This window comes from Paenibacillus sp. HGF5, from assembly GCF_000204455.1.
Lineage (GTDB): Bacteria > Bacillota > Bacilli > Paenibacillales > Paenibacillaceae > Paenibacillus_AQ > Paenibacillus_AQ lautus_A.
The window spans coordinates 1-26,538 of record NZ_AEXS01000076.1; the positions used below are offsets into that span (position 1 = coordinate 1).

The window sequence follows — 26,538 nt, forward strand, 5'->3', positions numbered from 1 at the left end:
GTCCTCCGACAGGCGGCTTACCTCTTGGGCTACAACGGCAAAACCTTTCCCATGCTCTCCGGCGCGTGCTGCTTCTATGGTGGCATTTAAGGAAAGCAGCTTGATCTGGGAGGCTATTTCCTGAACACTCACCGCTATAACGGAAATCTGCCTCTTCTGAATTGCGCAGTTCTACTGCAGGCTGAACTTCATCTTCCAGACTCCTCTTCATCCATGCAAACGGACATTTCATACAGGCTGTGATCTCCATTCTATATAATAGATAATTTCTAATTCCTTAACTGAATTCAATCAAAGATTGTAATCGTATTGGAACCAAATAAATAGAATGAATCCTTGAATATATGGCATATTCTGTACAGTAAGCTTGACTAATTTTCTACAAATCCTACATTTAAGGGTTTAGTTAGCCTCAAAGACCACAGGGGTATCACTGCAAATAGAAAAAGAGCCCGATCCAAGGGATCAGACTCTTTTATCAGGACATCACATTGTTGCTCGTTACAATACACTGTTGCTATATGCAAGGCTGTTCGAAGCCTTAATTATTTAATGATGGAAGCAACGGAACCAGCACCTACGGTACGGCCGCCTTCACGAATGGAGAACTTAGTTCCTTCTTCGATCGCGATTGGGCTGATCAGGTTAACCGTTACAGTGATGTTATCACCAGGCATAACCATTTCAGAACCTTCTGGCAAGTTGATCACACCAGTTACGTCCGTAGTACGGAAGTAGAACTGTGGACGGTAGCCAGTGAAGAAAGGCTTATGACGTCCGCCTTCTTCTTTGCTCAGTACGTATACTTGAGCTGTGAACTCAGTGTGTGGTTTAACGGAAGCAGGCTTAGCAAGTACTTGACCGCGCTCGATTTGAGTACGCTCAACACCACGAAGCAATGCACCGATGTTGTCACCAGCTTGTGCGGAATCCAGCAATTTACGGAACATTTCAACGCCCGTAACAACGGATTTCTTAGTTTCTTCAGCGATACCAACGATTTCGATCTCGTCACCAACTTTGATCGTACCACGCTCTACACGACCTGTAGCAACGGTACCACGACCAGTGATGGAGAATACGTCCTCGACAGGCATCAAGAAAGGCTTGTCAGTGTCGCGCTCAGGCAATGGGATGTACTCGTCGATTGTTTTGAACATTTCAACGATTTTTTGTGCCCATTCGCCTTCTGGGTTTTGCAGAGCTTCACGAGCGGAACCACGAGTGATCGGAGTGTCGTCGCCTGGGAAGTCGTACTCGCTCAGAAGGTCGCGAACTTCCATTTCAACCAATTCCAAGAGCTCTTCGTCTTCAACCATGTCGCATTTGTTCAAGAATACAACGATGTAAGGAACGCCTACTTGGCGGGACAACAGGATGTGCTCGCGAGTTTGCGGCATTGGGCCGTCAGCTGCGGATACAACCAGGATTGCTCCGTCCATTTGAGCAGCACCAGTGATCATGTTTTTAACATAGTCAGCGTGACCTGGGCAGTCAACGTGTGCATAGTGACGAGCATCAGTTTCATACTCTACGTGGGAAGTAGAGATTGTGATACCGCGTTCGCGCTCTTCTGGAGCTTTGTCGATTTGATCGAAGGACATTGCTGCGCCACCGTAAGTTTTGGACAATACAGATGTAATTGCAGCAGTCAAAGTTGTTTTACCATGGTCAACGTGACCGATAGTACCGATGTTAACATGGGGTTTCGTACGTTCGTATTTAGCCTTTGCCATTTGAACAATTCCTCCTTAAGGGGATTATATATGTTGGGCCGGAAGCGGAGTTAACGGGATGTTTGGTCCCGTCTCCTATCCAGCAGGTAAAACGTTATTATTCTCCGCCTTTGATCTTGGACACAATTTCATCGGAGATATTCTTAGGAACTTCTTCGTAGTGGGAGAGTTCCATGGAGAACACGCCGCGTCCTTGTGTACCGGAGCGAAGGGTAGTGGAGTAACCGAACATTTCGGAAAGAGGCACTTTCGCACGGATAATTTGAGTACCACCACGGGAGTCCATACCTTCGATACGTCCACGGCGGGAGTTCAGCATACCCATTACGTCGCCCATGTATTCCTCAGGCACGGTAACTTCAACTTTCATGATTGGCTCGAGCAGGACAGGCTTACACTTGTCTTTAGCTGCTTTCAGAGCCATGGAACCAGCGATTTTAAACGCCATTTCATTGGAGTCAACATCATGGTACGAACCGTCGACGATGGTTGCTTTAACGTCAACAAGCGGGAAGCCGGCAAGTACACCGTTCTTCATTTGCTCTTCAATACCTTGTTGTGCAGGACCAATGTATTCTCTTGGTACAGAACCACCGACAACCTTGCTGTCGAATTGGTTACCGCTACCAGGTTCCAGAGGTTCGAACTCAACCCATACGTGACCGTATTGACCACGACCACCGGACTGACGAACGAATTTACCTTCAACGCGAGCTGGCGCACGGAATGTTTCGCGGTAAGCTACCTGTGGTTTACCCACGTTGGTTTCTACCTTGAACTCACGACGCATACGGTCAATGATGATGTCCAAGTGAAGCTCACCCATACCTGCCAAGATCGTTTGGCCAGTTTCTTCATCGGTATGCGCACGAAGAGTTGGATCCTCTTCCGTCAACTTACCGAGAGCCACGCCCATTTTATCTTGGTCTGCTTTTGTTTTAGGCTCAACTGCGATTTCGATAACCGGATCAGGGAAGTTCATGGACTCCAGGATAACCGGGTTTTTCTCATCACATAGTGTATCACCTGTGCCCGTATCTTTCAAACCTACGGCAGCTGCGATATCTCCGGCAAATACTTCGGAAATTTCTTGACGGCTGTTCGCATGCATTTGAAGGATACGACCAATGCGCTCACGCTTGCCTTTTGTTGCATTCAGTACGTAAGAACCGGATTGCAGTACGCCGGAATATACGCGGAAGAATGTCAGCTTACCAACGTAAGGGTCGGTTGCGATTTTGAATGCCAAAGCCGAGAACGGCTCATCATCAGAAGAATGCCGAATAGCTTCAGTTCCGTCTTCAAGGGTACCCTTGATGTCTGGAACATCAGTTGGAGCCGGCAAATAATCGATTACGGCATCAAGCATCAACTGAACGCCTTTGTTACGGTAAGAAGATCCACAGATAACCGGGAAGATCTTAACTTCGACAACACCTTTACGCAGAGCAGCTTTCAACTCAGCGATGGTGATTTCTTCACCTTCAAGATATTTCATTGTCAAGTCTTCGTCAAGTTCTGCTACCTTCTCAACCAACTCGTTGCGAAGCTCTTCCACTTGATCCTTGAATTCTGCTGGAATTTCGGTTTCTTCGATATTTTGACCGAGGTCATCCTTATACATATAAGCTTTTTCCTCGATAATATCGATGATGCCAATGAAATCGTTCTCTGCACCGATCGGAAGCTGAATTGCTACCGCATTCGCCTGCAGGCGCTCTCTCATATCTTTAACTACGTTCAAGTAGTCGGCACCGATAATATCCATTTTGTTTACGTATGCGATCCGCGGAACTCCGTAACGGTCTGCTTGTCTCCAAACAGTCTCCGACTGAGGTTCAACGCCCTCTTTCGCACTGAATACACCTACTGCCCCATCCAATACACGAAGGGAACGTTCAACTTCTACTGTGAAGTCAACGTGCCCCGGGGTGTCGATAATATTAACGCGATGACCCTTCCAAGAAGCGGTAGTCGCAGCGGACGTAATCGTGATACCGCGCTCCTGCTCCTGTTCCATCCAGTCCATTGTAGCTGCACCCTCGTGAACTTCCCCGATTTTGTGCGTACGGCCTGTATAGAACAAAATCCGCTCTGTCGTGGTCGTTTTACCAGCGTCAATATGCGCCATGATCCCGATATTACGTGTATTTTTCAAGGAGAACTCTCTTGTCGCCATGCGAATAGTCTCCCTTCAAAATTTGAAGTATAAATTAGTTGCTGAATCCTACCAACGGTAGTGAGCAAACGCTTTGTTCGCTTCAGCCATTTTGTGCGTGTCTTCGCGTTTCTTAACGGAAGCGCCTGTGTTGTTGGAAGCGTCGATGATCTCAGCCGCCAAACGCTCTTCCATCGTCTTCTCACCGCGGTTGCGGGAGTAGTTTACGAGCCAACGTAATCCAAGGGATGTACGTCTCTCTGGTTTAACTTCGATCGGAACCTGGTAGTTAGCACCGCCGACACGACGAGCTTTAACTTCCAATACTGGCATGATGTTCTTGATAGCTGCTTCAAACACTTCCATCGGATCATTACCAGTACGTTCCTTGATGATGTTGAACGAATTGTAAAGGATGCTTTGAGCAACACCTCTTTTACCATCCAACATGATACGGTTGATCAGACGAGTTACCAGTTTGCTGTTATACACCGGATCTGGCAGCACGTCTCTTTTAGTTACTGGACCTTTGCGTGGCATGGATATCCCCCTTTCTTCAGTCATGAGTCATGTTTAGAAAACATGAGCATCAATTAGCTTTTTGCTTTAGGACGCTTCGTGCCGTATTTGGAACGAGCTTGCATCCGGTTGTTTACACCAGCGGTATCAAGTGCGCCGCGAACGATATGGTAACGTACACCCGGAAGGTCTTTTACCCGTCCACCGCGAACCAATACAACACTGTGCTCTTGCAAGTTATGTCCGATACCCGGAATGTAAGCCGTCACCTCAATGCGGTTCGTCAAGCGAACACGAGCATATTTACGAAGTGCGGAGTTCGGTTTTTTCGGCGTCATCGTGCCTACACGAGTGCATACACCGCGTTTTTGCGGAGCGCTCAAGTCGGTCTCCTCACGTTTCAAAGCGTTAAAACCTTTTTGAAGAGCTGGAGATTTCGATTTGTAAACTTTAGCTTGACGGCCCTTGCGAACCAGTTGGTTAATTGTTGGCATGCTAGCCACCCCCTTCCCGTATTTATCATTCGATTACGAACCCGTTTAAGTCCACAGACCCAGGCGGTTCATAAAAGAACAAATGAAAAGTTTTTGCCGAGAGAAGTAACGCCTTCTCCAACAAAAACGATTTCTCAAATCATGATTTCAAGACAGCTACCATAGCTGCACCGACTTCAATACCGCATGCTTCTCCAAGCTCTGTCATCGTGGGTACATAGTTGATATGCACGCCATTCTTATCACACTCGGATACGACTTTTGAAATCAAACGCTGGTCGCAATCTTCAGCCACATAAACCTCAGCGGCCAGACCAGATTCAACGGCCTTCATCGTTTGTTTGGTGCCAATCTTGATGTGTGCATCCTGTAATCCTTTATCATTAGACACAAGTCATTCCTCCAAAAGAACAGGGAACAAAGAAACTATTCACGCACCTTTGCTATATTAGCATCTGCCCTAAACGATGTCAAGCTATTAAATCAGGAAAAAGAAACATTGGAACAGGGAGATTCATCGTCTTACGACGCGTCATCTCCCCGTCACCTGACTGTCTCTTAATCTATAGAAGCTGTTTCGAGTTCCTGACTTTCGTCATTCACATCGTCCTGTCCCTCGAACTTCACGCTGCGGTAACGGTTCATACCGGTACCTGCAGGGATCAGCTTACCAATGATAACATTCTCTTTCAGACCAAGCAGCTGATCAACTTTGCCCTTGATGGCAGCGTCAGTCAACACGCGAGTTGTCTCCTGGAAGGAGGCTGCTGACAAGAACGAATCGGTTTCGAGAGATGCCTTCGTAATACCGAGGAGAACCGGTTTGGCAACCGCTGGTTCTTTCCCGGAAAGAATAGCGTCTTTATTAGCTGTTTCGTATTCATGCATATCCACGAAGGAGCCTGGCAGCAGGTTCGTATCCCCCGCATCCACGATACGGAATTTACGCAGCATCTGTCTGATCATAACTTCAACGTGTTTATCGTTAATTTCTACGCCTTGGTTACGGTATACGCGTTGAACTTCCTGAAGGATGTAGTTCTGCACGCCACGGATACCCTTGATGCGAAGCATTTCCTTCGGATCAATCGAACCATCGGTCAGCTCATCCCCAGCTTCAATGTGCTTGCCTTCGCTTACGCGCAGACGAGAGCCGTAGGTAACCGCGTAGACCTTAGTCTCAGCTTCACCTTGCACTTCGATTTCACGACGGTCCTTCGTTTCGCGGATCTCTTTAACCACGCCGTCGATCTCACTAATGGTCGCTTGACCTTTAGGATTACGGGCTTCAAAGAGCTCCTGGATACGCGGAAGACCTTGCGTAATATCATCACCGGCAACGCCGCCTGTGTGGAACGTACGCATCGTGAGCTGCGTTCCCGGTTCGCCGATGGATTGGGCTGCGATAATACCAACCGCTTCACCAATCTCAACATGCTTACCAGTAGCCAGGTTACGCCCGTAACATTTTTTGCAGACGCCATAACGTGCACGGCAGCTCAAGATGGAACGGATTTGAAGCTGTTCGACACCAGCCGCCACGATCTCTTCAGCTTTGTCGGAATCAATCAATTCGTTGCGATTAACGATGATCTCTTTGGTTTCCGGATGACGGACGGTTTCAAATGCATAACGTCCCTCGATACGGTCATAGAGATCCTCGATTACTTCCTTGCCGTCCTGAATACGGCTAACCATAAAGCCTTTATCCGTGCTGCACTCGTCTTCGCGAACGATGACATCCTGGGCCACGTCGACAAGTCGACGAGTCAAGTAACCGGAGTCAGCGGTACGAAGCGCTGTATCGGCAAGACCTTTACGCGCACCGTGCGTGGACAGGAAGTACTCGAGTACCGTCAGTCCCTCACGGAAGTTCGATTTGATCGGGAGTTCGATGATACGGCCCGACGGGTTCGCCATCAGACCCCGCATGCCACCGAGCTGGGTGATCTGCGATTTGTTACCCCGCGCCTTGGAATCCACCATGAGCATGATGGAGTTAAAGCGATCCATCGACTTCATGAGTACATCCGTAATATCGTCTTTGGTCTTGGACCAGATGTCGATAACGCGGTCATAACGTTCTTCGTTCGTGATCAAGCCGCGGCGATATTGGTTCGTTACCACTTTAACCTTCTCGTCGGACTCTTTCAGAATTTCGTTCTTCTCATCAGGTACGATAACGTCGGATACCGCAACGGTTACGCCTGCACGGGTAGAGTATGTGAAACCAATCTGCTTGATTTTATCCAAAATCACAGAGGTTTCCGTTGTATGGTACGTTTCGAAACAGCGTGCAATGATGGAACCCAGGTATTCCTTGCCAACGGCTCCGCTGACCGGCAGCTCCTGGATCACTTTTTGAATATCTGCACCCTTCTCGTATACGAAATACTTCTCAGGCGTGCCTTGCAGCAGGTTCGTACGAGTCGCTTCATTGATGTACGGGAAGCTGGCAGGGAAAATCTCGTTAAAGATAATCCGGCCGATCGTCGTAATCAAAATCGCATCCTGCTGTTTGTCGGTGAAGCTGGTTTTGCCAAGGGCTTTAACCGGAATCGCTACGCGTGCATGCAGACCGGCTGCTTCACGCTGATAAGCGGAAACCGCTTCGTTCACGCTGCCCAGAATCATGCCGGTACCTTTCTCTTCCTTGTTATCCATTGTCAGATAGAAGGAACCCAGTACCATATCCTGAGACGGCGTAACAACCGGCTTACCGTCTTTCGGATTCAAAATGTTGCCCGATGCCAGCATCAACAGGCGCGCTTCAGCTTGAGCCTCAGCGGACAAAGGAACGTGAACCGCCATTTGGTCACCGTCAAAGTCAGCGTTATACGCCGTACATACGAGCGGGTGAAGACGGATCGCATGGCCCTCAACCAGAATCGGTTCAAATGCTTGAATACCGAGTCTGTGAAGCGTCGGTGCACGGTTCAGAAGAACCGGATGCTCTTTAATGACTTCCTCGAGCACATCCCATACTTCTGGACTTACACGTTCTACTTTTCGTTTCGCACTCTTGATATTATGTGCCAGGCCTTTGTTGACCAGCTCTTTCATCACGAACGGCTTGAAGAGCTCGAGCGCCATTTTCTTAGGCAGACCGCATTGGTACATTTTCAGGTAAGGACCTACGACGATAACGGAACGACCAGAGTAGTCAACCCGTTTACCGAGCAAGTTCTGACGGAAACGTCCTTGTTTACCCTTCAGCATGTGGCTGAGAGATTTAAGCGGACGGTTACCCGGACCTGTGACCGGACGGCCGCGGCGGCCGTTGTCGATCAGTGCATCGACAGCTTCCTGCAGCATGCGCTTCTCGTTTTGAACAATGATATCCGGCGCGCCGAGATCCAGCAGTCTTTTCAGACGGTTGTTACGGTTAATAACACGGCGGTACAGATCGTTCAAGTCGGAAGTCGCAAAGCGTCCGCCATCAAGTTGAACCATCGGACGAAGCTCCGGCGGAATGACCGGCAGCACATCCATGATCATCCATTCCGGATTGTTGCCGGAGTTGCGGAACGCCTCAATCACTTCCAGGCGTTTGATCGCCCGGTTGCGGCGCTGACCTTGTGCAGTGCGCAGTTCTTCCTTAAGGAATTCAAGCTCTTTCTCAATATCAATGTCTTGAAGAAGTTTCTTGACCGCTTCAGCACCCATGCCGGCTTGGAAGCCGTAGCCGTACTTCTCACGGTAGCTGCGGTATTCCTTCTCGGACAGCAATTGCTTCTTCTCCAGCGGCGTATCTCCTGGATCGGTCACAACATAAGATGCGAAGTAAATGATCTCCTCAAGAGATCTTGGGGACATATCCAGAGCCAGACCCATACGGCTTGGAATTCCTTTGAAATACCAAATGTGCGAAACAGGAGCTGCGAGCTCGATATGGCCCATCCGTTCGCGGCGGACTTTGGCGCGCGTGACTTCAACGCCGCAGCGATCGCAGACTACTCCTTTATAACGGACACGCTTATACTTACCGCAATGACATTCCCAGTCCTTCTGAGGACCGAAAATACGCTCACAGAAGAGGCCTTCTTTCTCCGGCTTCAATGTACGGTAGTTAATCGTTTCCGGCTTCTTCACCTCTCCGCGAGACCAAGAACGGATTTTTTCCGGTGAAGCAAGACCGATTTTCATGTACTCAAAATTGTTAACGTCCAACAAGGAGCAACCCTCCTCAACCTAGTCCTATTTATGTGCTGTACGACCATAACACCACCGCCGACTAATCAGCCGACGGGGGTGAATGATTGACCGTTATTCCACTCCGACTTCAGCGCCTTCCAAGTTAAGGCTCAGTTTATCACCTTGAGCATCGTCTTCGTCATCGAGTTCTTTCATCTCGATTTCCTCTTCGTTCTCGCTCAGGATTTTAACATCCATACCGAGAGACTGAAGCTCTTTAATCAATACCTTGAACGATTCAGGAACACCCGGTTCCGGAACGTTCTCGCCTTTGACGATCGATTCGTAGGTTTTCACCCGGCCGACCACGTCATCGGACTTGACGGTAAGAATTTCTTGCAGCGTATAGGCAGCACCGTAAGCTTCAAGCGCCCATACTTCCATCTCACCGAAGCGCTGTCCGCCGAACTGGGCTTTACCACCCAGCGGCTGCTGCGTAACGAGGGAGTATGGTCCCGTGGAACGGGCGTGAATTTTATCATCAACCATGTGAGCGAGCTTGATCATGTGCATGACGCCGACGGTAACTTCACGTTCAAAACGTTCGCCCGTCCGTCCGTCGTACAACACGGTCTTACCATTGCGCTGCATGCCTGCTTCTTCCATCGTATCAAACACGTCATACTCGCTTGCACCGTCGAATACTGGTGAAGCCACGTGAATGCCGAGCTGGAGCGCAGCCATACCCAAGTGAACCTCAAGCACCTGACCGATGTTCATCCGTGATGGAACCCCCAGAGGGTTCAACACAACTTGAACCGGCGTGCCATCCGGCAGGAACGGCATGTCTTCTTCTGGCAAAATACGGGCAACGACACCTTTGTTACCGTGACGTCCGGCCATTTTGTCGCCTTCGGAGATTTTACGTTTCTGTGCGATGTAGACGCGAACCAATTGGTTGACGCCCGGCGGCAACTCGTCGCCGTTCTCACGCGTAAACACCTTCACATCCACGATGATTCCGTCACTACCGTGAGGAACGCGCAGCGAGGTATCGCGTACTTCGCGAGCCTTCTCACCGAAGATCGCATGCAAGAGACGTTCCTCTGCCGTCAGCTCGGTTACTCCCTTAGGCGTTACCTTACCAACAAGAATGTCGCCAGCGCTGATTTCGGCACCGATGCGGATAATTCCGCGCTCATCAAGGTTCTTGAGCGCTTCTTCCCCTACGTTAGGGATATCACGCGTAATTTCCTCCGGACCGAGCTTCGTGTCACGAGCCTCGGATTCGTACTCCTCGATATGGATCGAAGTGTACACGTCCTCTTTGACCAGCTTCTCGGAGAGAAGAATCGCATCCTCGTAGTTGTAGCCTTCCCAAGTCATGAACGCAACGACAACGTTGCGGCCCAGTGCCAATTCACCCATCTCGGTGGATGGTCCGTCCGCCAGGATGTCACCTTTTTTGATCACATCGCCGCGCTTGACGATTGGACGCTGATTGATGCATGTTCCTTGGTTCGAACGCATAAATTTGTGTAATTTATATTTAACAATATCGCCTTTGACTTCTTGTCCGTCGATATTTTCCACGCGACGGAGCCAGATCTCGTTGGCGGATGAACGTTCAATAATCCCGTCGTATTTGGATACAATACATACACCGGAGTCTTTCGCAGACTTATGCTCCATCCCGGTTCCGACGAGCGGAGCCTTAGGAATAAGAAGCGGAACAGCCTGCCGCTGCATGTTCGATCCCATCAGCGCGCGGTTGGAGTCATCGTTCTCGAGGAACGGAATGAGCGCCGTCGCAACCGACACGACCTGCTTAGGCGATACGTCCATGTAGTCTACACGGTCGCTCGGCATCGGAAGGATGTTGTCGGATTGCTTGTTATAACGGACGATTACCATTTCGTCAGCGAAGGTACCGTCTTCGTTGAGTTCGGCGTTCGCCTGGGCAACGATGTAGTTATCCTCTTCGTCTGCCGTCAAGTAATCGATTTGGTCCGTTACTTTGCTGGTCTTCGGATCCACCCAACGATAAGGAGCTTCAATGAAGCCATACTCGTTGATGCGCGCAAATGTCGACAAGGAGTTGATCAGACCGATGTTCGGTCCCTCCGGCGTCTCGATCGGACACATACGGCCATAGTGACTGTGGTGAACGTCCCGCACTTCAAAGCCCGCACGCTCACGCGTCAAACCGCCCGGTCCGAGAGCAGACAGACGACGTTTATGCGTCAATTCCGCAAGCGGGTTGGTCTGATCCATGAACTGAGACAGCTGGGAGCTGCCGAAGAACTCTTTAATCGATGCGATAACCGGACGGATGTTGATCAGCGCCTGCGGCGTAATCACGTTTGCGTCCTGGATCGACATTCTTTCACGAACAACCCGTTCCATCCGGGACAAACCGATACGGAACTGATTCTGAAGCAATTCGCCTACGGAACGCAATCGACGGTTACCCAGGTGATCGATATCATCCGTGTTGCCGATTCCATGCAGCAAGTCAATGAAATAACTGATGGAAGAGATGATATCCGCCTGCGTAATATGTTTTACGGATTTATCGATATTTGCATTGGCGATGATTTTCACGACTTTCCCATCCTCGATCGGAGAGAATACGTCGATCGTTTGCAGCGGGATATCCTCGCTGTCCATCACGCCGCCGGTAACATGATAATTCTTGAAGCCCACGCTCTTCTCAAGGTAAGGCATAATCTCGTCCAAAAGACGACGGTCTACGGTTTGACCGGCTTCCGCAACGATCTCACCCGTATCGATGTCTATCAAACTTTCTGCCAAACGTTGATTAAAGAGACGGTTCTTAATATGAAGCTTCTTGTTGATCTTATAACGACCAACGTTAGCCAGATCATAACGCTTCGGATCGAAGAAACGTGCAACGAGAAGGCTCTTCGCATTCTCCAGTGTTGGCGGCTCGCCCGGGCGAAGGCGTTCATAGATTTCAATGAGCGCTTTTTCCGTGGAGTCCGTGTTGTCTTTATCCAGCGTATTTTGAATATATTCATCATTGCCCAGAAGATCCAAAATCTCGGCATCCGTGCCAAAACCAAGCGCACGTAAAAGCACCGTTACAGGGATTTTACGGGTGCGGTCGATCCGGACATAAATAATGTCCTTCGCGTCCATCTCCAGTTCCAGCCAAGCGCCGCGGTTAGGGATAACTGTTGCAGTGTACGTCGTCTTACCGTTTTTATCCACTTTCGTGCTGAAATAGACGCTGGGAGAGCGAACCAACTGGCTGACAATAACCCGTTCGGCACCATTGATAATGAATGTTCCGGTTTCCGTCATTAACGGGAAGTCTCCCATGAACACTTCCTGCTCCTTGACCTCTCCGGTCTCCTTGTTAATGAGCCGGACTTTCACGCGGAGCGGCGCCGCATAAGTAACGTCGCGTTCTTTCGCGTCATCGACGGTGTATTTCGGTTCTCCAAGGCTGTAGTCAATGAACTCTAGCACCAAATTGCCCGTGAAATCCTGAATCGGCGAGATGTCCTGGAACATTTCGCGGAGTCCTTCCTCCAAAAACCATTCATAAGATTTTTGTTGGATTTCAATCAGGTTCGGAACTTCGAGTACCTCGTTAATACGAGCATAACTTCGCCGAGTGCGTCGACCATATTGAACAAGATGTCCTGCCAACTTAAACTCACCCCTCATGTCTACTCACTTTAAAAATTTCATTGCGAACCTCTGTTTGTAACACTATAATGGAACATACAGAGGACACTCCCATAAATAGAGAAAAGCCCTTATCGAATACCTTTTCGAAAAAAGAGCAGCTTATCCATGGTTATGATAATCATCTCATATCCTGTAGATTTGCCCAAAATGTACATATTATACGTCAATATGACCGACTTTATGCGTATTTCCGCATAATAAGTCTTGACATTTCAGCCAACTAAAGACAAAGAGACCATCCTAATACTGACATTTTATAATAATACCATACCAGCATACCCAAGTCAACAGCCTAGTCGAACTATTTTAAGAAGATTTCGTCGCTTTGAATATTCGGTACCCTTTATCCCTCGTTACTTCCTCAACCTGGTCAAATAAACTCTCCAGCTTCGCTTTTGCCGAAGGCGCACCCTGCTTCTTCTGAATCACAACCCACAACTGTCCATTCTCGCGCAGATGTTTCCACGATTCCTCGAATATGGCATGCACCGTTTCTTTCCCCGCACGAATCGGCGGATTGGTCAGAACCACATCAAATAGCTGATCCTTCACCGCCTCAAACAAGTCGCTTTCTAAGATCGTAACGTTGATTATACCGTTGCGCTTCGCATTCTCTTTGGCCAATTCGACAGCGCGGCTATTGATGTCGATCATCGTCACATGGCCTTGCGAGGCCATTCTTGCCGCCGTTAGGCCGATCGGACCGTACCCGCACCCTACGTCCAGCACCTGGGCATCCTGCCCAAAATCCATGGCGTCTATTAACACCTTGCTGCCATAATCCACGCCGCCCTTGGAGAATACGCCGGCGTCGCTGATCAAACTAAATGACTGCCCCCGAAGTTCCGTCTTTAGCTCCTTACGATCATGAGCAATCTCCGGCTGGTTTGAGTAATAATGTTGATTCGGCATCATTTCCTCCGTTTTGAATCAAATTCTGCCCGCCTAAGGCATATCGGCCTTAAGCGCTCCATTATTCCAGTATAACCTTTCCTGCGGAGAATCAGTACGCGTTGAACCCCCCGCCACAATAACAAACCCCTTGAACAAATATTCAAGGGGTTTGCTTCTTGCTGACATTCATCTAGAGAAGTAATTACTTCACTTCTACGGATGCGCCTGCTTCTTCCAATTTAGCTTTAACAGCTTCAGCTTCTTCTTTAGCTACTTTTTCTTTCAATGGTTTTGGAGCGTTGTCAACCAGTTCTTTTGCTTCTTTCAAGCCAAGACCTGTGATTTCGCGAACCACTTTGATTACGTTGATTTTGGACGCGCCTGCGCTAGTCAGGATTACGTCGAATTCGGATTGCTCTGCTTCAGCAGCTGCACCAGCGCCACCTACAACAGCTACTGGAGCTGCAGCAGTTACACCAAATTCTTCTTCGATTGCTTTTACGAGATCGTTCAGTTCCAGAACAGACATACCTTTAATTGCTTCCAAGATTTGCTCTTTGCTCATTTAAGTTGAACCTCCATTTATTATTAAGATTTGATAGTTGTTGTTACACAGCTTCAGTAAGACAAGTCTTATGCGCCTTGTTCTTCCTTCTCAGCAACGGCTTTAACTGCAAGCGCGAAGTTGCGCACTGGAGCTTGAAGCACGCTGAGGAGCATGGAGAGGAGACCTTCGCGGGACGGAAGTTCTGCCAGAGCTTTGATTTCGCTCTCTCCGATTACACGGCCTTCTACTACGCCGCCTTTCAATTTCAACGCGTCGTTTTTCTTAGCAAAATCGTTGAGGATTTTTGCTGGAGCGACAGCGTCATTGGTACCAAAAGCAACAGCTGTAGGACCAGTCAGGACTTCGTCCAGATCAGTCAGCTCTGCTGCCGCAGTTGCACGGCGAAGCAGCGTGTTTTTCAGTACTTGGAACTCGACGCCAGCTTCACGAAGCTGCTTACGAAGTTCAGTTACTTGCGCAACGTTCAGTCCGCGATAGTCAGCAACTACTGTAGATACGCTCTCGCGCAGCTTAGCAGCAACGACATCAACCGCTTCTTGTTTCGCTTGAATCACTTTTGCGTTTGCCAATGATTACACCTCCTGGTTGTATTAGTAGCGTAAGAGCACCAAGCTCTCCGCTCTTCCTACGGGCACTAAAAAAGCCTCCGTAGAATCACGAAGGCCTGATGAATCATCATTTGGCCGGTACAACCGGACAAATTGTTGACGTTCTATCATAACACCTCGGTAGGAAATTAAGCCTGCTTAGGGCACCTACTGTCTACGGTAAGCATATTCAACTTTAAGGGTCAGTCTCGAAGACTCACAACTGTTACATAATATCAAACCTCATTGACCAAAGTCAATGGTAATATTATCTGTAAACGGTTGTGTTCACGCGAGCGCTTGGTCCCATCGTCGAGGAAACAGCGATACCTTTCAGGTATACACCTTTTGCAGCAGCTGGTTTCGCACGATTCAATGCATCGATGAGAGCTTTGAGGTTCTCATTCAATTGAGCTGCATCGAAAGACACTTTACCGATTGGCGCGTGAATTTGACCTGCTTTGTCCAGACGGTACTCGATTTTACCGGCTTTGATTTCTTGAACAGCCTTGGCAACATCGAATGTAACCGTACCAGCTTTAGGGTTAGGCATCAGGCCTTTACCACCGAGCAGACGGCCAAGTTTACCGACTTCACTCATCATATCAGGTGTAGCTACGCAGACATCGAACTCGAACCAGCCTTGTTGGATTTTGTTGATCATGTCCTGATCGCCAACAAAATCAGCGCCAGCCGCTTCAGCCTCTTTCGCTTTTTCACCTTTTGCAAATACCAGAACGCGTTGTGTTTTACCTGTGCCGTGAGGCAAGACAACAACACCACGAACAGCCTGGTCTTGTTTACGCGGGTCTACACCCAAACGTACAGCCGCTTCAACAGTTTCGTCGAATTTGGCAGTTGCAGCCTTCTTCACAAGCTCTACAGCTTCCAAAGGCTCATAAGTTGCTTCGCTGTCAATCAGCTTGGCAGCTTCAACGTATTTCTTACCGTGTTTAGCCATGTTTGTTTTCCTCCTTTGTGGTGTTAGCGGAAATTCCTCCCACATAATCCGAACCTCGTCCGGTTTCAACCGAAAGACGATTAGTCTTCGATTGTGATACCCATACTACGGGCAGTACCTTCTACCATCTTCATTGCAGCTTCAACAGATGCAGCGTTCAGGTCAGGCATTTTTTGCTCAGCGATTTGACGAACAGCGTCACGCTTAACGGTAGCCACCTTCTTCTTGTTAGGCTCGCCGGATCCTTTTTCGATCTTAGCAGCCACACGAAGCAGAACAGCAGCCGGTGGAGTTTTCGTGATGAACGTAAAGGAACGATCTTCAAACACCGAAATTTCAACCGGAATGATCAGACCAGCTTGATCAGCAGTACGTGCGTTGAATTCTTTACAGAATGCCATGATGTTGACACCCGCTTGACCCAATGCAGGACCTACTGGAGGAGCCGGATTCGCTTTACCTGCAGGAATTTGCAGTTTCACAATCTTGATAACTTTCTTAGCCATGGTTGACACCTCCTTGCATCAATAGTGGTAGACGGACGCTTATTTACGCCCTCCCACAAGAAACCTGAAGAATCAAATCTTCTCCACTTGAGTATAATCCAACTCCAGCGGGGTTTCCCGTCCAAACATGTTGACGTGAACTTTCAACTTGCTCTTTTCAGCCAAAATCTCTTCCACGGAGCCCACAAAATTCGCAAAAGGACCAACCTTGATACGAACGGATTCCTTGATGTCGAATTCGATCTTCGGTTTCGGCTCTTCCATGCCCATATGCTTCAGAATCTGTTCCACTTCTTCCGGAAGCAAAGGCGTCGGTTTAGAACCGGACCCTGTCGAACCAACAAAACCGGTCACTCCTGGCGTATTGCGGACAACATACCAAGAATCATCGGTCTGAATCATTTCGACCAAGACATATCCCGGGTAAACTTTACGCATGACGGTTTTTTTCTTGCCGTCTTTGTTTACGATTTCTTCTTCCATCGGAACAAGAACGCGGAATATTTTGTCCTCCATGCCCATGGACTCGACACGTTTTTCCAAATTGGCTTTGACTTTATTCTCATACCCAGAATAGGTATGAACTACGTACCATCTTTTTTCCATATCAAGCCACCTGGGACCCTTCTAAATTATCGCTTCGATCACAGCGGAAATACCGATGTCTACAACCCAAAAATAAATCGTGACAAACACAATGGTGCCTAGAACAATGAGAGTATAGTTCGTCAGTTCTTTACGATTGGGCCAGCGAACTTTTTTAAGTTCCGCCCAGCTTTCAGAGAAAAAGGAAAACAGAGACTTGAAACCACGTTTCACGCCGACTACACCTCCAAAAGAAAACTATCTGGTTTCGCGATGAGGAGTTTGCTCGTTACAGAACTTGCAAAATTTCTTCATCTCCATGCGGTCGGGGTGATTTCGCTTGTTTTTGGTGGTTGTGTAGTTTCTTTGTTTGCAGCTTGTACAAGCCAAAGTGATAATTACCCGCATGATGTGCACCTCCCGAAGACGTCCTTCTTTGTCAGAAGAATCGATATTGATCCTAGTAGAAACAACCTTATTCTCATCGAAAACCGGTTATTTCTGCGAGATGAATAAAACCGTTGTTCCAAAAGCTGTAACAACGATCCATTCATAAAACACGCGAATTTAGGCCTACCTAAAACACTTTATCACAAGGATAGCGCCATTTCAAGCCTTTTTCTCTCTGATTGCGGGCTGCAATAAATGCCATTGCCAGCTAAGCCAGGGAATAAGTCCCCGGCTTATTGTACACCTTCCGCTGTAAAAAACTGTGGCGTTTCACAGTCTTTGTCCATCTTGCATAGCATTTAGCCTATATCCAGTATGTTCAATCTTCCAACAGATGAAACACCAAATATTACACATCATGCGAAAATGGACATCTCTGAATTGCAAGCTATCACGTCTGACGACAAAAGATCATGGCGGTAAAGCATGCAAAGATCCTTTACCGGCCATCCCGAAATACGATGTTGCAATTAAAAAAAGGCTCTGATTGAGCCTTCTACTTCTTGTCCGACATTTGCTTTAATTATCCCTGACCTCCAGATAACGCTCAAGCTTTCGCTTCACCCGCTGGAGGGCATTGTCAATCGATTTTACGTGACGCCTCAAATCTACCGCGATCTCTTGATAGGAACGACCGTCCAAATAAAGCATCAAGACTTTCCGTTCCAGATCGCTTAAGATCTCTGACATCTTGTCTTCCAGGCCGACAAACTCCTCCTGATTGATGATTAGTTCCTCGGGATCGCTTACCGCTGTACCGCAAATGACATCCAGCAGCGTACGGTCCGAATCCTCGTCATAAATCGGCTTGTCCAAAGAGACATACGAATTGAGCGGAATATGCTTCTGTCTCGTAGCGGTCTTGATCGCCGTAATGATCTGCCTGGTAATGCAGAGCTCGGCAAAGGCCTTGAACGAGGACAGCTTATCCCCTTTAAAATCACGAATTGCCTTGTACAGCCCGATCATGCCTTCCTGGACGATATCCTCCCGGTCGGCGCCAATCAGAAAATAGGAGCGGGCTTTAGCACGTACAAAATTCCGGTACTTATTGATCAAATACTCCAGCGCCCCGCTGTCACCCTCGCGGACCGCCTCGACAATGTCTTCATCGCTTATCACATCATACCCTGACAACATGACTTCCTTGAGGTCCACACTCAATAGAATCCCTCCGGCCCGGAACGCACGGTAGCCCGTCACTCGCTTGAAATATATGACAAGTATATATGATGTCTACTAGACCGTCAACCACGTTCTACCTAAAATAGACCGATAATAACATTTAATGTAAACTATTTCGTAGATTCATATATTGTTTCATTCTCCAAACGAGCCGACCTTTCGTCCCCCATGGTGTAAAACTTGTGCTACTCCCTTCGCCAGCGCTCGAACGCCTGTCTCACATCCGGCGGCAGCTTCCCGTCAAGCGTATTTCTGCTCTTGGTATGCTCTTTCGTAATCTTCTGCATCACTTCGCGCTCGCTCTGCTCGACCTCGCTCAGCAATTCCCGGGCGGACAGCCGGAGTGCTCCTCTAGCAAAAATGACGTGCTGCTCGATTAAATCGCTGGTCGCCACATAAATTTTACGCCGTCGATGGCTAAACTCGCCGACCAGCCGCTCAATGCACTCGTCGGCGGTTTCCTTCTCTTTCGTAAAAAACACCTGCACCTTGCCTTGCGTGTAGGATTTACCCAAGCCTGGGACCCGGTACGCGTCAAAAATCACCACGACTCTGAGCCCAGAATACGCTTGGTAATCCGCTAATTTCTCAAGCAGCAAGTCCCGCGCTTCGTGCATGCTGCTATTGGCAAGCTTCGCAAGATGCGGCCAGCCGCCGATCATGTTATAACCGTCGACCAGCAGCACATCCCGCCAATCGGCCATCATCGCTAACCTTGCAGGCGACGACGGCGAAGCACTTCGTACATGACGACGCCTGCGGCAACCGAGGCGTTTAGCGAATTGATTTTTCCGGCCATCGGCAGTTTCACAAGCACATCGCATTTCTCGCGGATCAGACGCCCCATCCCTTTATTCTCATTGCCGATAACGATGGCGACCGGCCCGTCAAAAACCTCGGTATCATACAATTCCTGAACGGCATCGACCACGGTTCCGACAACCCAAACGCCCATTTCCTTCAGCTGATCGATGGTTTGGCCCAGATTGGTCACTCTGGCTACAGGCACGTACTCCACCGCGCCGGCCGATGTTTTGGATACCGTTGCCGTTACCTGCGCGGATCTGCGCTTAGGCAGTATGACGCCGTGAGCGCCCGTGCAGTCGGCCGTTCGGAGAATCGATCCGAGATTGTGCGGATCCTCGATCTCGTCCAGAAGCAGCAGGAAAGGCGGCTCGCCCTTTTCCTCCGCGGCCTTCAGCAAATCGTCCACTTCCACATAAGCATAGGGTGCCGCCTGGGCAACCACGCCTTGATGCTGGACTCCCGGAACCATCTGATCCAGCTTCCGTTTGTCCACATGCTGAATGACGATGCCCAGCTTCTTCGCTTCCGCGATGATCGGCAGGGTCAGATGCTTTTGCGCGTTTTCGGCAATCCATATTTTGTTGATCGTGCGTCCGGATTTGAGCGCTTCCGTGACGGAGTGCTTACCGGCTACTACTTCCTCTTCTTGCATCATGTAGGTCTCCTCCTGCATATCAGCCGGCGTCCCCCTCGCTTGGAAAACCGGCTGTATCGTTTCAATGTTGATGCCTATATTGCCACACGGTTTATTTAACGGACCCCTCGATAAACTCGATGCTCTTTCCGATGAGTTCTCGGAGACGGTCCTGCTCTCCCGCATAATATAAATACCCAACCAGCGTCTCGAATGCCGTTGCATGCCGATATTCCAGCACGTCGGCATTCTTCGGTATGCTGCCTGATTTGGCATTGCGCCCCTGACGCACCACATCGCGCTCTTCTTCCGTCAGCTCCGGATCCAGAAAAGCCAATATCCGGCTCTGCGCCTTCGCCGACACGAAGCTCGTGGCCGAACGGTGCAAGTGATGGGGACGGAGATTAGCCCGTGATATCAGAAACTGCCTCACCGCCACCTCATAAATGGCATCCCCGATGTAAGCGAGCACGATGGGCGGAATTAAACGGGCCGGCTTCGACGGCGGAAAATCAAACCAGCCTACTGCAGGATCCTGATGCTTATCCCCGCTCATTTACGCCGCCAGCGCATGCCCTGCGCCGTATCCTCCAGAACAATGCCCTCGTCCGCCAGCTTGTCGCGGATTTCGTCCGCTCGGGCCCAGTTTTTATTCTTGCGGGCTTCGACACGTTCGGCAATCAGCGCTTCGATTTCCTCATCCAGCAATTCATCCGTACCTGTGTTCACGATGCGGAGCACGCTGTTCATTTCGTTGAAAGCACGCAGCACTTCATGCAGATTCGCGGCAGGAATCGATGCTTCCTTCAGCAGCTGATTCGCCTCGCTAGCCCATTGGAACATCGCGGTAATGGCGTCCGGCGTGTTGAAATCGTCCTGCATTTTCTCGTGAAACTCGACAAGCACGGCCGATATTTTGTCGGCTACGTCCTGGCTGACTTGATCGTCCTTGGAGCCGATCGCCGTGCCCAATCGATGTTCGACGTTTGCCGCCGCATTCGCGAGGCGTTCCACGCTGTTCTGCGCCTGTTCCATCACCTCGTCGCTGTAATTCAGCGGGTTGCGGTAGTGGGTGGACAACATGAAATAGCGCACGGCTTCTTTCGTATATTGTTCGCGAAGTTCCTTAACCAATACGCCGTTACCCAGCGATTTCGACATTTTCTCGTTGTTGATGCGGATATATCCATTATGCATCCAATAGTTCGCGAGCGGTTTGCCCGTCAATGCCTCGGACTGCGCCACTTCGCATTCATGGTGCGGGAACTGCAGATCCTGGCCGCCGCCGTGGATATCCAAGGTATCCCCGAGATAGCGGCGAGCCATGGCGGAGCACTCGATATGCCAGCCCGGGCGGCCGTCGCCCCATGGACTGCTCCAGTAGATCTCTCCCGGCTTCGCGGCTTTCCACAGGACGAAGTCCTCCGGGTTTTCCTTTCGTTTATCCACTTCGATCCGGATCCCGAACTGCAGCTCATCGAGGTTCTGCTGGGACAGCTTACCGTAGTCGTCGAACTTGCGGGTCCGGTAGAATACGTCTCCGCCGTTCTCATAAGCAAAGTCGCGGTCAATAAGCTCCTGGATGAATTCGATGATGCTCTCCATATTGTCCGTTACCCGCGGATTCAATGTCGCTCTGGGTATGCCGAGACCGTCCAAATCCTCGTAATAGGCGTTGATGAACTTCTCCGCAACCTCCGGAACCGTCGTCCCGGTTTGCTCCGCTTTCCGAATCATTTTGTCATCCACATCCGTGAAGTTCACCACGTAGTTCACGTCGTTGCCCTGATTCTCGAAGTACGCTCGAACCACGTCGAAGAAAATCATCGGCCGGGCATTGCCGATATGGATATAGTCGTACACGGTAGGACCGCATACGTAGATCTTTACCTTTCCGGGTTCCTGGGCAACAAACGTTTCTTTCATGCGGGTTAGCGTGTTATAGATTTGCAGTGCCATATTGTATCATCTCAATCCTTTCGTTCCATCGCTTATTGTCTTTTACTTCAAAGCCTGCATAACGCATTGATTCATTTTGAAGATGATGTATCGAAATCGCTATATGAAGTCAGGCGATGCATCGTCCAAGGCATCCAAGGTTACGGGAGTTTATTCTATTCTTCCTTGGCCGAAGACACGACAGCCTCGGAAACCATCGCTTGATGCGAGCTTCCTTTGCTCTCATCCAGTTCCGCCCGGAGCTGGTCGATCTCCTTCTGCATCGAACGGAGCGTATCGACAATCGGATCGGGCAGATTCGTGTGATCCAGCCGGTCGCGCACCCGCTCCCCGTTCTGTTTCACGACTTTGCCGGGATTGCCGACAACGGTGCTGTTCGGGGGCACGGGCCTTAATACGACCGCATTGGATCCGATGTTACAGTTATCCCCAATCGTAAAAGAACCTAGCACTTTCGCTCCGGATCCGATGACCACGTTGTTGCCGATGGTCGGATGCCGCTTGCCTTTTTCCTTACCGGTTCCCCCAAGGGTCACCCCCTGGTAAATCACCACGTCGTCTCCGATCTCGCAGGTCTCTCCAATGACAACCCCCATGCCATGGTCGATGAACAGCCGATTCCCGATACGGGCGCCCGGATGAATCTCGATGCCTGTCATGAACCGGCTGATCTGAGATATGATCCGTGCCAGCGTATACCACCGCCGCTTGAATAATGCATGAGCCACCCGGTGCGCCCACAGGGCGTGAAGTCCCGAGTAGGTGAATACCACTTCAAAAAGTCCCCGGGCAGCCGGGTCATTCTCGAACACTGTCCGAATATCCGATTTCATCTGTTTAAACATGAACGCTCCCTCTTTCCCCTCTTCCAATCGCGCATGCAGCTTGCCATCCATCGTTATTCCTGTAATAAAAAACGCCCCTGCAGCTTATCGCTGCAGAGGCGCTAGACCGCGGTTCCACTCTGCTTCGAACCGGCATAAGACTCCTCCCTTCGTCAGGGACGGATTCTACCGATTCTCTTCATGTCATTAACGGCAGACGACCGGCATGATCTAACGATTGCGTTCGCTTCAACCATGCAGCTCACAGGTGCATTTCCGCTGCAGGCGACGGGACAACTCTCAGCCGGCAAATTCAAGTGGTTCTTGTCTTCTGCCGATTGTCCTCTCTGGAACGTGCCTGTTTTACGCGTACTTCTCCTGATCGTAGCTTTTTAAACGTTTATATTTGTTGATCCAGGCTTCATAAATAATCGCGTTGCTCAATAGAGACGCTGCGCTGACGGATCGTGTTTCCGATCGCTGTTGCCTTCCGATTTCTTTAACGATATTAATTAGGTTGAAATCGGAAGGCAAAGGCGAACGCTTCGCTTCTCCAGCACAATTCCGTCCTCTGACGCTACTTCCCTGTATGAGTAAATGCACCATTTAATAAAACCCTTAAATCAAAGATTATTTCACTTATAGTTTGGTGTAATTATAACTGATGATATACGGGCTGACAAGGAACGTTTATTGCGGATGCCGCCCGACTTATGCGCCTTTGATCTGGGAACGCAGACGGTCAAGCACGCGATCCCTGCCAAGCAGCCAAATCGTCTGGTTCAAGTCGCGGCCATGGGTTTGTCCCGTCAAGGCTACGCGGATCGGCATGAAGAGCTGTTTGCCCTTAAACCCGGTCTCCTTCTGAACTTCCTTGATCATGGCAGCGATCTTCTGCGCGTTAAACTCATCGGACTGTTCGATCTTCGCCAGGAATGCGGACAGTACGGCAGGCACCTGCTCGCCGCCCATCACTTCGATCCCCTCGGCATCCAGCTCCAGGTGCGTGCGGAAGAATACTTCCGACAGATCCACGATATCCGAAGCCGCCGTCATCTGCTCCTGATAGAGCGCAACGAGCGCGCGTGCCCATTCCTCCTGCTCGGCCGTAAGCTCGGACGGCAAACGGCTGGCTTTCTGCAAATGCGGAATGGCCAAATCGGCGATCCGGTCCGGATCCGCGTTCTTAATGTACGTGTTATTCATATGAGCCAGCTTGTTCGTGTCGAATACCGCCGGGCTCTTGGACAGGCGATGCTCATCGAAGATCGAGATCAGCTGCTCTTGGGAGAACACTTCCTCTTCCCCTTCCGGAGACCAGCCCAGCAGCGAGATGAAGTTGAACAGCGCTTCAGGCAAATAACCAAGCTGGTCATACTGCTCGATGAACTGGATGATCGATTCGTTGCGCTTGCTCAGCTTCTTGTGATCCTCGCCCACGATCAGGGTCATATGCCCGAACTGAGGGGGCTCCCACCCGAAGGCTTCATAGATCATCAGCTGACGCGGCGTATTGGAGATATGATCCTCCCCGCGCAGCACATGGCTGATCTTCATGAGATGATCATCCAAAGCTACCGCAAAATTGTAGGTAGGAATGCCGTCTTTTTTGACGATCACGAAGTCGCCCGTCTCTTTGCTGTTAAACGAAATCGTGCCCTTCACCATATCGTCGAACGTGTAGACGCGGTCTTCCGGCACGCGGAAGCGGATGCTCGCCACGCGGCCTTCAGCCTCAAGCGCCTGTCGCTGCTCTTCGGTCAAATCGCGATGCTTTCCGGAATAGCGCGGCGTTTCGCCCCGAGCCATCTGCTCTTCCCGCTCCTGCTCCAGCTCTTCCTCCGTACAGTAGCAGCGGTAAGCAAGCCCGCGATCCAGAAGGTCCTGCCAATATTCTTTATAAATATCAAGGCGCTCGGTCTGGCGATAAGGTCCGTACTCGCCCCCGACATCCACGCTCTCGTCCCAATCCATGCCCAGCCACTTCAAGTACTTCAGCTGGCTCTGCTCGCCGCCTTCCACGTTGCGTTTCACATCCGTATCTTCGATGCGGATAATGAATTTCCCGTTGTTCTTGCGGGCGAATAAATAATTGAATAATGCCGTTCTGGCATTGCCGATATGTAAATGTCCCGTTGGACTCGGTGCATAGCGCACGCGGACTTCTCCGGTCATTGTAACCCCTCCGCTTCCCTATTCTACAAAGTTTCCCCGTTCAAAAACTCCCTTTTTGAACGCATACTTCAAGATGATAGCACACCTTTTACAAGGCAGACAACCGACTGCGCGGCGATTCCTTCGCCCCTGCCGGTAAACCCGAGCTGCTCGGTGGTGGTCGCCTTCACGTTCACTTGATCCACCTCGGCATCCAGCGCTTTGGCGATCACTTCCGCCATTTGCGGAATGTATGGCGCCATCTTCGGCTTCTGGGCAATAATCGTGGAATCGATGTTACCCAGTCTATACCCGCGTTCCTTCGCCATGACCCATACCTGTTCCAAAAGCTTCAGGCTGTCGGCGTCTTTAAAGGCAGGATCGTTATCGGGAAAATGGCGTCCGATGTCGCCAAGCCCCAGCGCCCCCAGGATCGCGTCCGTCACGGCGTGCAGCAGCACGTCGGCGTCGGAGTGCCCAAGCAGACCTTTGTCATGCGGAATCGTGACACCTCCGATGATGCACGGCCTTCCTTCTACGAGCTGATGTACGTCAAACCCTTGTCCTACTCGAATCATTCCATGTCCTCTCCCTTACGTTTCTGTAAAAAAGCCGCATATTCCAGATCCTCCGGCGTGGTGATTTTGATGTTGCTGTATTTCCCCTCCACCACGGTGACCGGATGCCCTGCCCGCTCCATCAGCATGGCGTCATCGGTGCCGGCAAATCCCTCCTTCGCCGCAGCTTCATGCGCGGACAGCAGGTCGGAAAGACGAAAAGCCTGTGGGGTCTGGACGGCCCACAGACTTTGACGGTCCGGGGTACCTGTAATCAGCCCCTTACCGTTCACCTGCTTAATCGTATCCTTCACGGGAACCCCGAGTACCGAGGCGCCTTCGCGGATCGCCGCATCGCGGCAGGCTTCAATTTCCTCTTGCGTTACGAACGGCCTTACGCCGTCATGTATCATTACCCATTCTGAAGAGATTTGCTTGATGCCTTGATATACGGACTGTTGTCTCTCGCTTCCGCCCGGGATTACGGCAGACACCTTATCCAAACCGTATTCCTGCACCCAGAACTGACAGCGAGAAACATCATCCATCCCCGTTACAAGCACAATTTCCTGCAGCCATGGTATCCGGCTGAATGCTTCAAGCGTATGAACGATAATGGGCTTACCGTCCAGAACCAAGTACTGCTTGCTCTCCCGGGTGCCCATCCTCGTTCCTTTTCCCGCCGCTACGATGACGGCGCCGAAGTTACTCATCACACACCAAACTCCTGTCTCACCCAAAACGCCACAAAAGGACGAATACCGGATATGTATATCCCCATCATACCCCTTTACTGGGCTTTTTCCAACAGTTTTGGTTTCGCGAAGATCATCCGGCCCGCCGAGGTTTGCAGTACGCTGGTAACGAGCACCTCCATCATCGTGCCGATATACTCGCGTCCGCCCTCCACTACGATCATCGTGCCGTCATCCAGATATGCGACGCCCTGACCATGCTCTTTGCCGTCCTTGATAATCTGCACCAGAATTTCTTCTCCTGGCAGAACCACCGGCTTCACCGCGTTGGCCAGGTCGTTAATGTTCAACACCGACACGCCCTGCAGCTCGCAAACCTTGTTCAAGTTGAAATCATTCGTGACCACTTTG

At 50.1% G+C, this 26,538-nt stretch carries 26 protein-coding genes, 1 pseudogene and 1 other annotated feature; of the genes and pseudogenes, 1 reads left to right on the plus strand and 26 read right to left on the minus strand.

Annotation, left to right across the window (positions count from 1 at the left end):
* The 22 genes and pseudogenes from HMPREF9412_RS31720 to cysE form a co-directional block, all read right to left on the minus strand.
* Positions 1–153: pseudogene (locus tag HMPREF9412_RS31720) on the minus strand (methyl-accepting chemotaxis protein); the annotation flags it as partial.
* Positions 154–545: 392 nt separating this feature from the next.
* Positions 546–1,736, minus strand: a complete 1,191-nt coding sequence (gene tuf, locus HMPREF9412_RS12845) for an elongation factor Tu (protein ID WP_009591967.1) — start codon at positions 1,734–1,736, stop codon at positions 546–548.
* 97 nt (positions 1,737–1,833) lie between these two features.
* Positions 1,834–3,915 carry an elongation factor G gene (fusA, locus tag HMPREF9412_RS12850; protein ID WP_009591969.1) on the minus strand — a complete coding sequence of 694 codons (2,082 nt, stop codon included), beginning with the start codon at positions 3,913–3,915 and terminating at the stop codon, positions 1,834–1,836.
* Between the two features lie 48 nt (positions 3,916–3,963).
* Positions 3,964–4,434: a 30S ribosomal protein S7 gene (rpsG, locus tag HMPREF9412_RS12855; protein WP_006212929.1), complete on the minus strand. Its 471-nt coding sequence runs from the start codon at positions 4,432–4,434 to the stop codon at positions 3,964–3,966.
* 53 nt (positions 4,435–4,487) lie between these two features.
* Positions 4,488–4,907 (minus strand): 30S ribosomal protein S12, encoded by a 420-nt coding sequence (gene rpsL, locus HMPREF9412_RS12860; RefSeq protein ID WP_006212930.1) that lies wholly within the window; start codon positions 4,905–4,907, stop codon positions 4,488–4,490.
* Between the two features lie 139 nt (positions 4,908–5,046).
* Entirely contained in the window at positions 5,047–5,298 is a 252-nt protein-coding gene (locus HMPREF9412_RS12865; RefSeq protein WP_009591977.1) for a ribosomal L7Ae/L30e/S12e/Gadd45 family protein, read from the minus strand.
* A 167-nt stretch (positions 5,299–5,465) separates the two neighbouring features.
* Complete coding sequence (gene rpoC / locus HMPREF9412_RS12870) at positions 5,466–9,080, minus strand: DNA-directed RNA polymerase subunit beta' (RefSeq protein WP_009592004.1); 3,615 nt, start codon at positions 9,078–9,080, stop codon at positions 5,466–5,468.
* Between the two features lie 93 nt (positions 9,081–9,173).
* Complete coding sequence (gene rpoB / locus HMPREF9412_RS12875; RefSeq protein WP_009591964.1) at positions 9,174–12,719, minus strand: DNA-directed RNA polymerase subunit beta; 3,546 nt, start codon at positions 12,717–12,719, stop codon at positions 9,174–9,176.
* 348 nt (positions 12,720–13,067) lie between these two features.
* Positions 13,068–13,673: a class I SAM-dependent methyltransferase gene (locus HMPREF9412_RS12880; protein WP_009591982.1), complete on the minus strand. Its 606-nt coding sequence runs from the start codon at positions 13,671–13,673 to the stop codon at positions 13,068–13,070.
* A 184-nt stretch (positions 13,674–13,857) separates the two neighbouring features.
* On the minus strand, positions 13,858–14,220 hold the full coding sequence (gene rplL, locus HMPREF9412_RS12885) for a 50S ribosomal protein L7/L12 (protein ID WP_009591984.1): 363 nt from the start codon (positions 14,218–14,220) through the stop codon (positions 13,858–13,860).
* Between the two features lie 68 nt (positions 14,221–14,288).
* Positions 14,289–14,792 carry a 50S ribosomal protein L10 gene (gene rplJ, locus HMPREF9412_RS12890; protein WP_009591975.1) on the minus strand — a complete coding sequence of 168 codons (504 nt, stop codon included), beginning with the start codon at positions 14,790–14,792 and terminating at the stop codon, positions 14,289–14,291.
* A gap of 58 nt (positions 14,793–14,850) precedes the next feature.
* Positions 14,851–15,009, minus strand: a sequence feature (ribosomal protein L10 leader region).
* Positions 15,010–15,078: 69 nt separating this feature from the next.
* Positions 15,079–15,771 (minus strand): 50S ribosomal protein L1, encoded by a 693-nt coding sequence (gene rplA, locus HMPREF9412_RS12895; protein ID WP_009591966.1) that lies wholly within the window; start codon positions 15,769–15,771, stop codon positions 15,079–15,081.
* An 80-nt stretch (positions 15,772–15,851) separates the two neighbouring features.
* Positions 15,852–16,277 carry a 50S ribosomal protein L11 gene (gene rplK / locus HMPREF9412_RS12900; protein WP_006212938.1) on the minus strand — a complete coding sequence of 142 codons (426 nt, stop codon included), beginning with the start codon at positions 16,275–16,277 and terminating at the stop codon, positions 15,852–15,854.
* Between the two features lie 72 nt (positions 16,278–16,349).
* Entirely contained in the window at positions 16,350–16,883 is a 534-nt protein-coding gene (gene nusG / locus HMPREF9412_RS12905; protein WP_006212939.1) for a transcription termination/antitermination protein NusG, read from the minus strand.
* 21 nt (positions 16,884–16,904) lie between these two features.
* A complete protein-coding gene (gene secE, locus HMPREF9412_RS12910) occupies positions 16,905–17,096 on the minus strand; it encodes a preprotein translocase subunit SecE (protein ID WP_006212940.1) in 192 nt (63 codons plus the stop codon).
* Between the two features lie 24 nt (positions 17,097–17,120).
* Complete coding sequence (gene rpmG, locus HMPREF9412_RS32060; RefSeq protein WP_006212941.1) at positions 17,121–17,270, minus strand: 50S ribosomal protein L33; 150 nt, start codon at positions 17,268–17,270, stop codon at positions 17,121–17,123.
* Positions 17,271–17,831: 561 nt separating this feature from the next.
* On the minus strand, positions 17,832–18,476 hold the full coding sequence (gene sigH, locus HMPREF9412_RS12915; protein WP_006212942.1) for an RNA polymerase sporulation sigma factor SigH: 645 nt from the start codon (positions 18,474–18,476) through the stop codon (positions 17,832–17,834).
* 206 nt (positions 18,477–18,682) lie between these two features.
* Positions 18,683–19,201, minus strand: a complete 519-nt coding sequence (locus HMPREF9412_RS12920) for an NYN domain-containing protein (protein WP_036672092.1) — start codon at positions 19,199–19,201, stop codon at positions 18,683–18,685.
* Between the two features lie 5 nt (positions 19,202–19,206).
* Positions 19,207–19,959, minus strand: coding sequence for a 23S rRNA (guanosine(2251)-2'-O)-methyltransferase RlmB (rlmB, locus tag HMPREF9412_RS12925; RefSeq protein ID WP_009591980.1), 753 nt, complete (start codon positions 19,957–19,959; stop codon positions 19,207–19,209).
* 91 nt (positions 19,960–20,050) lie between these two features.
* The gene (locus HMPREF9412_RS12930; protein ID WP_009591968.1) at positions 20,051–20,494 is read right to left on the minus strand and encodes a Mini-ribonuclease 3; all 444 of its coding nucleotides are present in this window, start codon (positions 20,492–20,494) and stop codon (positions 20,051–20,053) included.
* Complete coding sequence (gene cysS / locus HMPREF9412_RS12935; protein ID WP_009591974.1) at positions 20,491–21,897, minus strand: cysteine--tRNA ligase; 1,407 nt, start codon at positions 21,895–21,897, stop codon at positions 20,491–20,493. The genes HMPREF9412_RS12930 and cysS overlap by 4 nt, the downstream gene beginning before the upstream one ends.
* 155 nt (positions 21,898–22,052) lie before the next feature.
* Positions 22,053–22,742 (minus strand): serine O-acetyltransferase, encoded by a 690-nt coding sequence (gene cysE / locus HMPREF9412_RS12940; protein ID WP_036672094.1) that lies wholly within the window; start codon positions 22,740–22,742, stop codon positions 22,053–22,055.
* 180 nt (positions 22,743–22,922) lie between these two features.
* Between cysE and HMPREF9412_RS32910 the strand changes: the two genes are divergently transcribed.
* Positions 22,923–23,117 carry a hypothetical protein gene (locus HMPREF9412_RS32910; RefSeq protein ID WP_145041115.1) on the plus strand — a complete coding sequence of 65 codons (195 nt, stop codon included), beginning with the start codon at positions 22,923–22,925 and terminating at the stop codon, positions 23,115–23,117.
* Between the two features lie 315 nt (positions 23,118–23,432).
* On the opposite strand, the gene gltX is transcribed toward HMPREF9412_RS32910, so the two are convergent.
* The 4 genes from gltX to HMPREF9412_RS12960 all read right to left on the minus strand — a co-directional run.
* Complete coding sequence (gene gltX / locus HMPREF9412_RS12945; protein WP_009591965.1) at positions 23,433–24,896, minus strand: glutamate--tRNA ligase; 1,464 nt, start codon at positions 24,894–24,896, stop codon at positions 23,433–23,435.
* Between the two features lie 68 nt (positions 24,897–24,964).
* On the minus strand, positions 24,965–25,453 hold the full coding sequence (gene ispF, locus HMPREF9412_RS12950; protein WP_009591976.1) for a 2-C-methyl-D-erythritol 2,4-cyclodiphosphate synthase: 489 nt from the start codon (positions 25,451–25,453) through the stop codon (positions 24,965–24,967).
* Entirely contained in the window at positions 25,450–26,145 is a 696-nt protein-coding gene (gene ispD / locus HMPREF9412_RS12955; protein WP_009592003.1) for a 2-C-methyl-D-erythritol 4-phosphate cytidylyltransferase, read from the minus strand. The genes ispF and ispD overlap by 4 nt, the downstream gene beginning before the upstream one ends.
* Positions 26,146–26,222: 77 nt before the next feature.
* A partial coding sequence (locus HMPREF9412_RS12960; RefSeq protein WP_009591979.1) for a TRAM domain-containing protein occupies positions 26,223–26,538 on the minus strand: 316 nt, incomplete at its 5' end.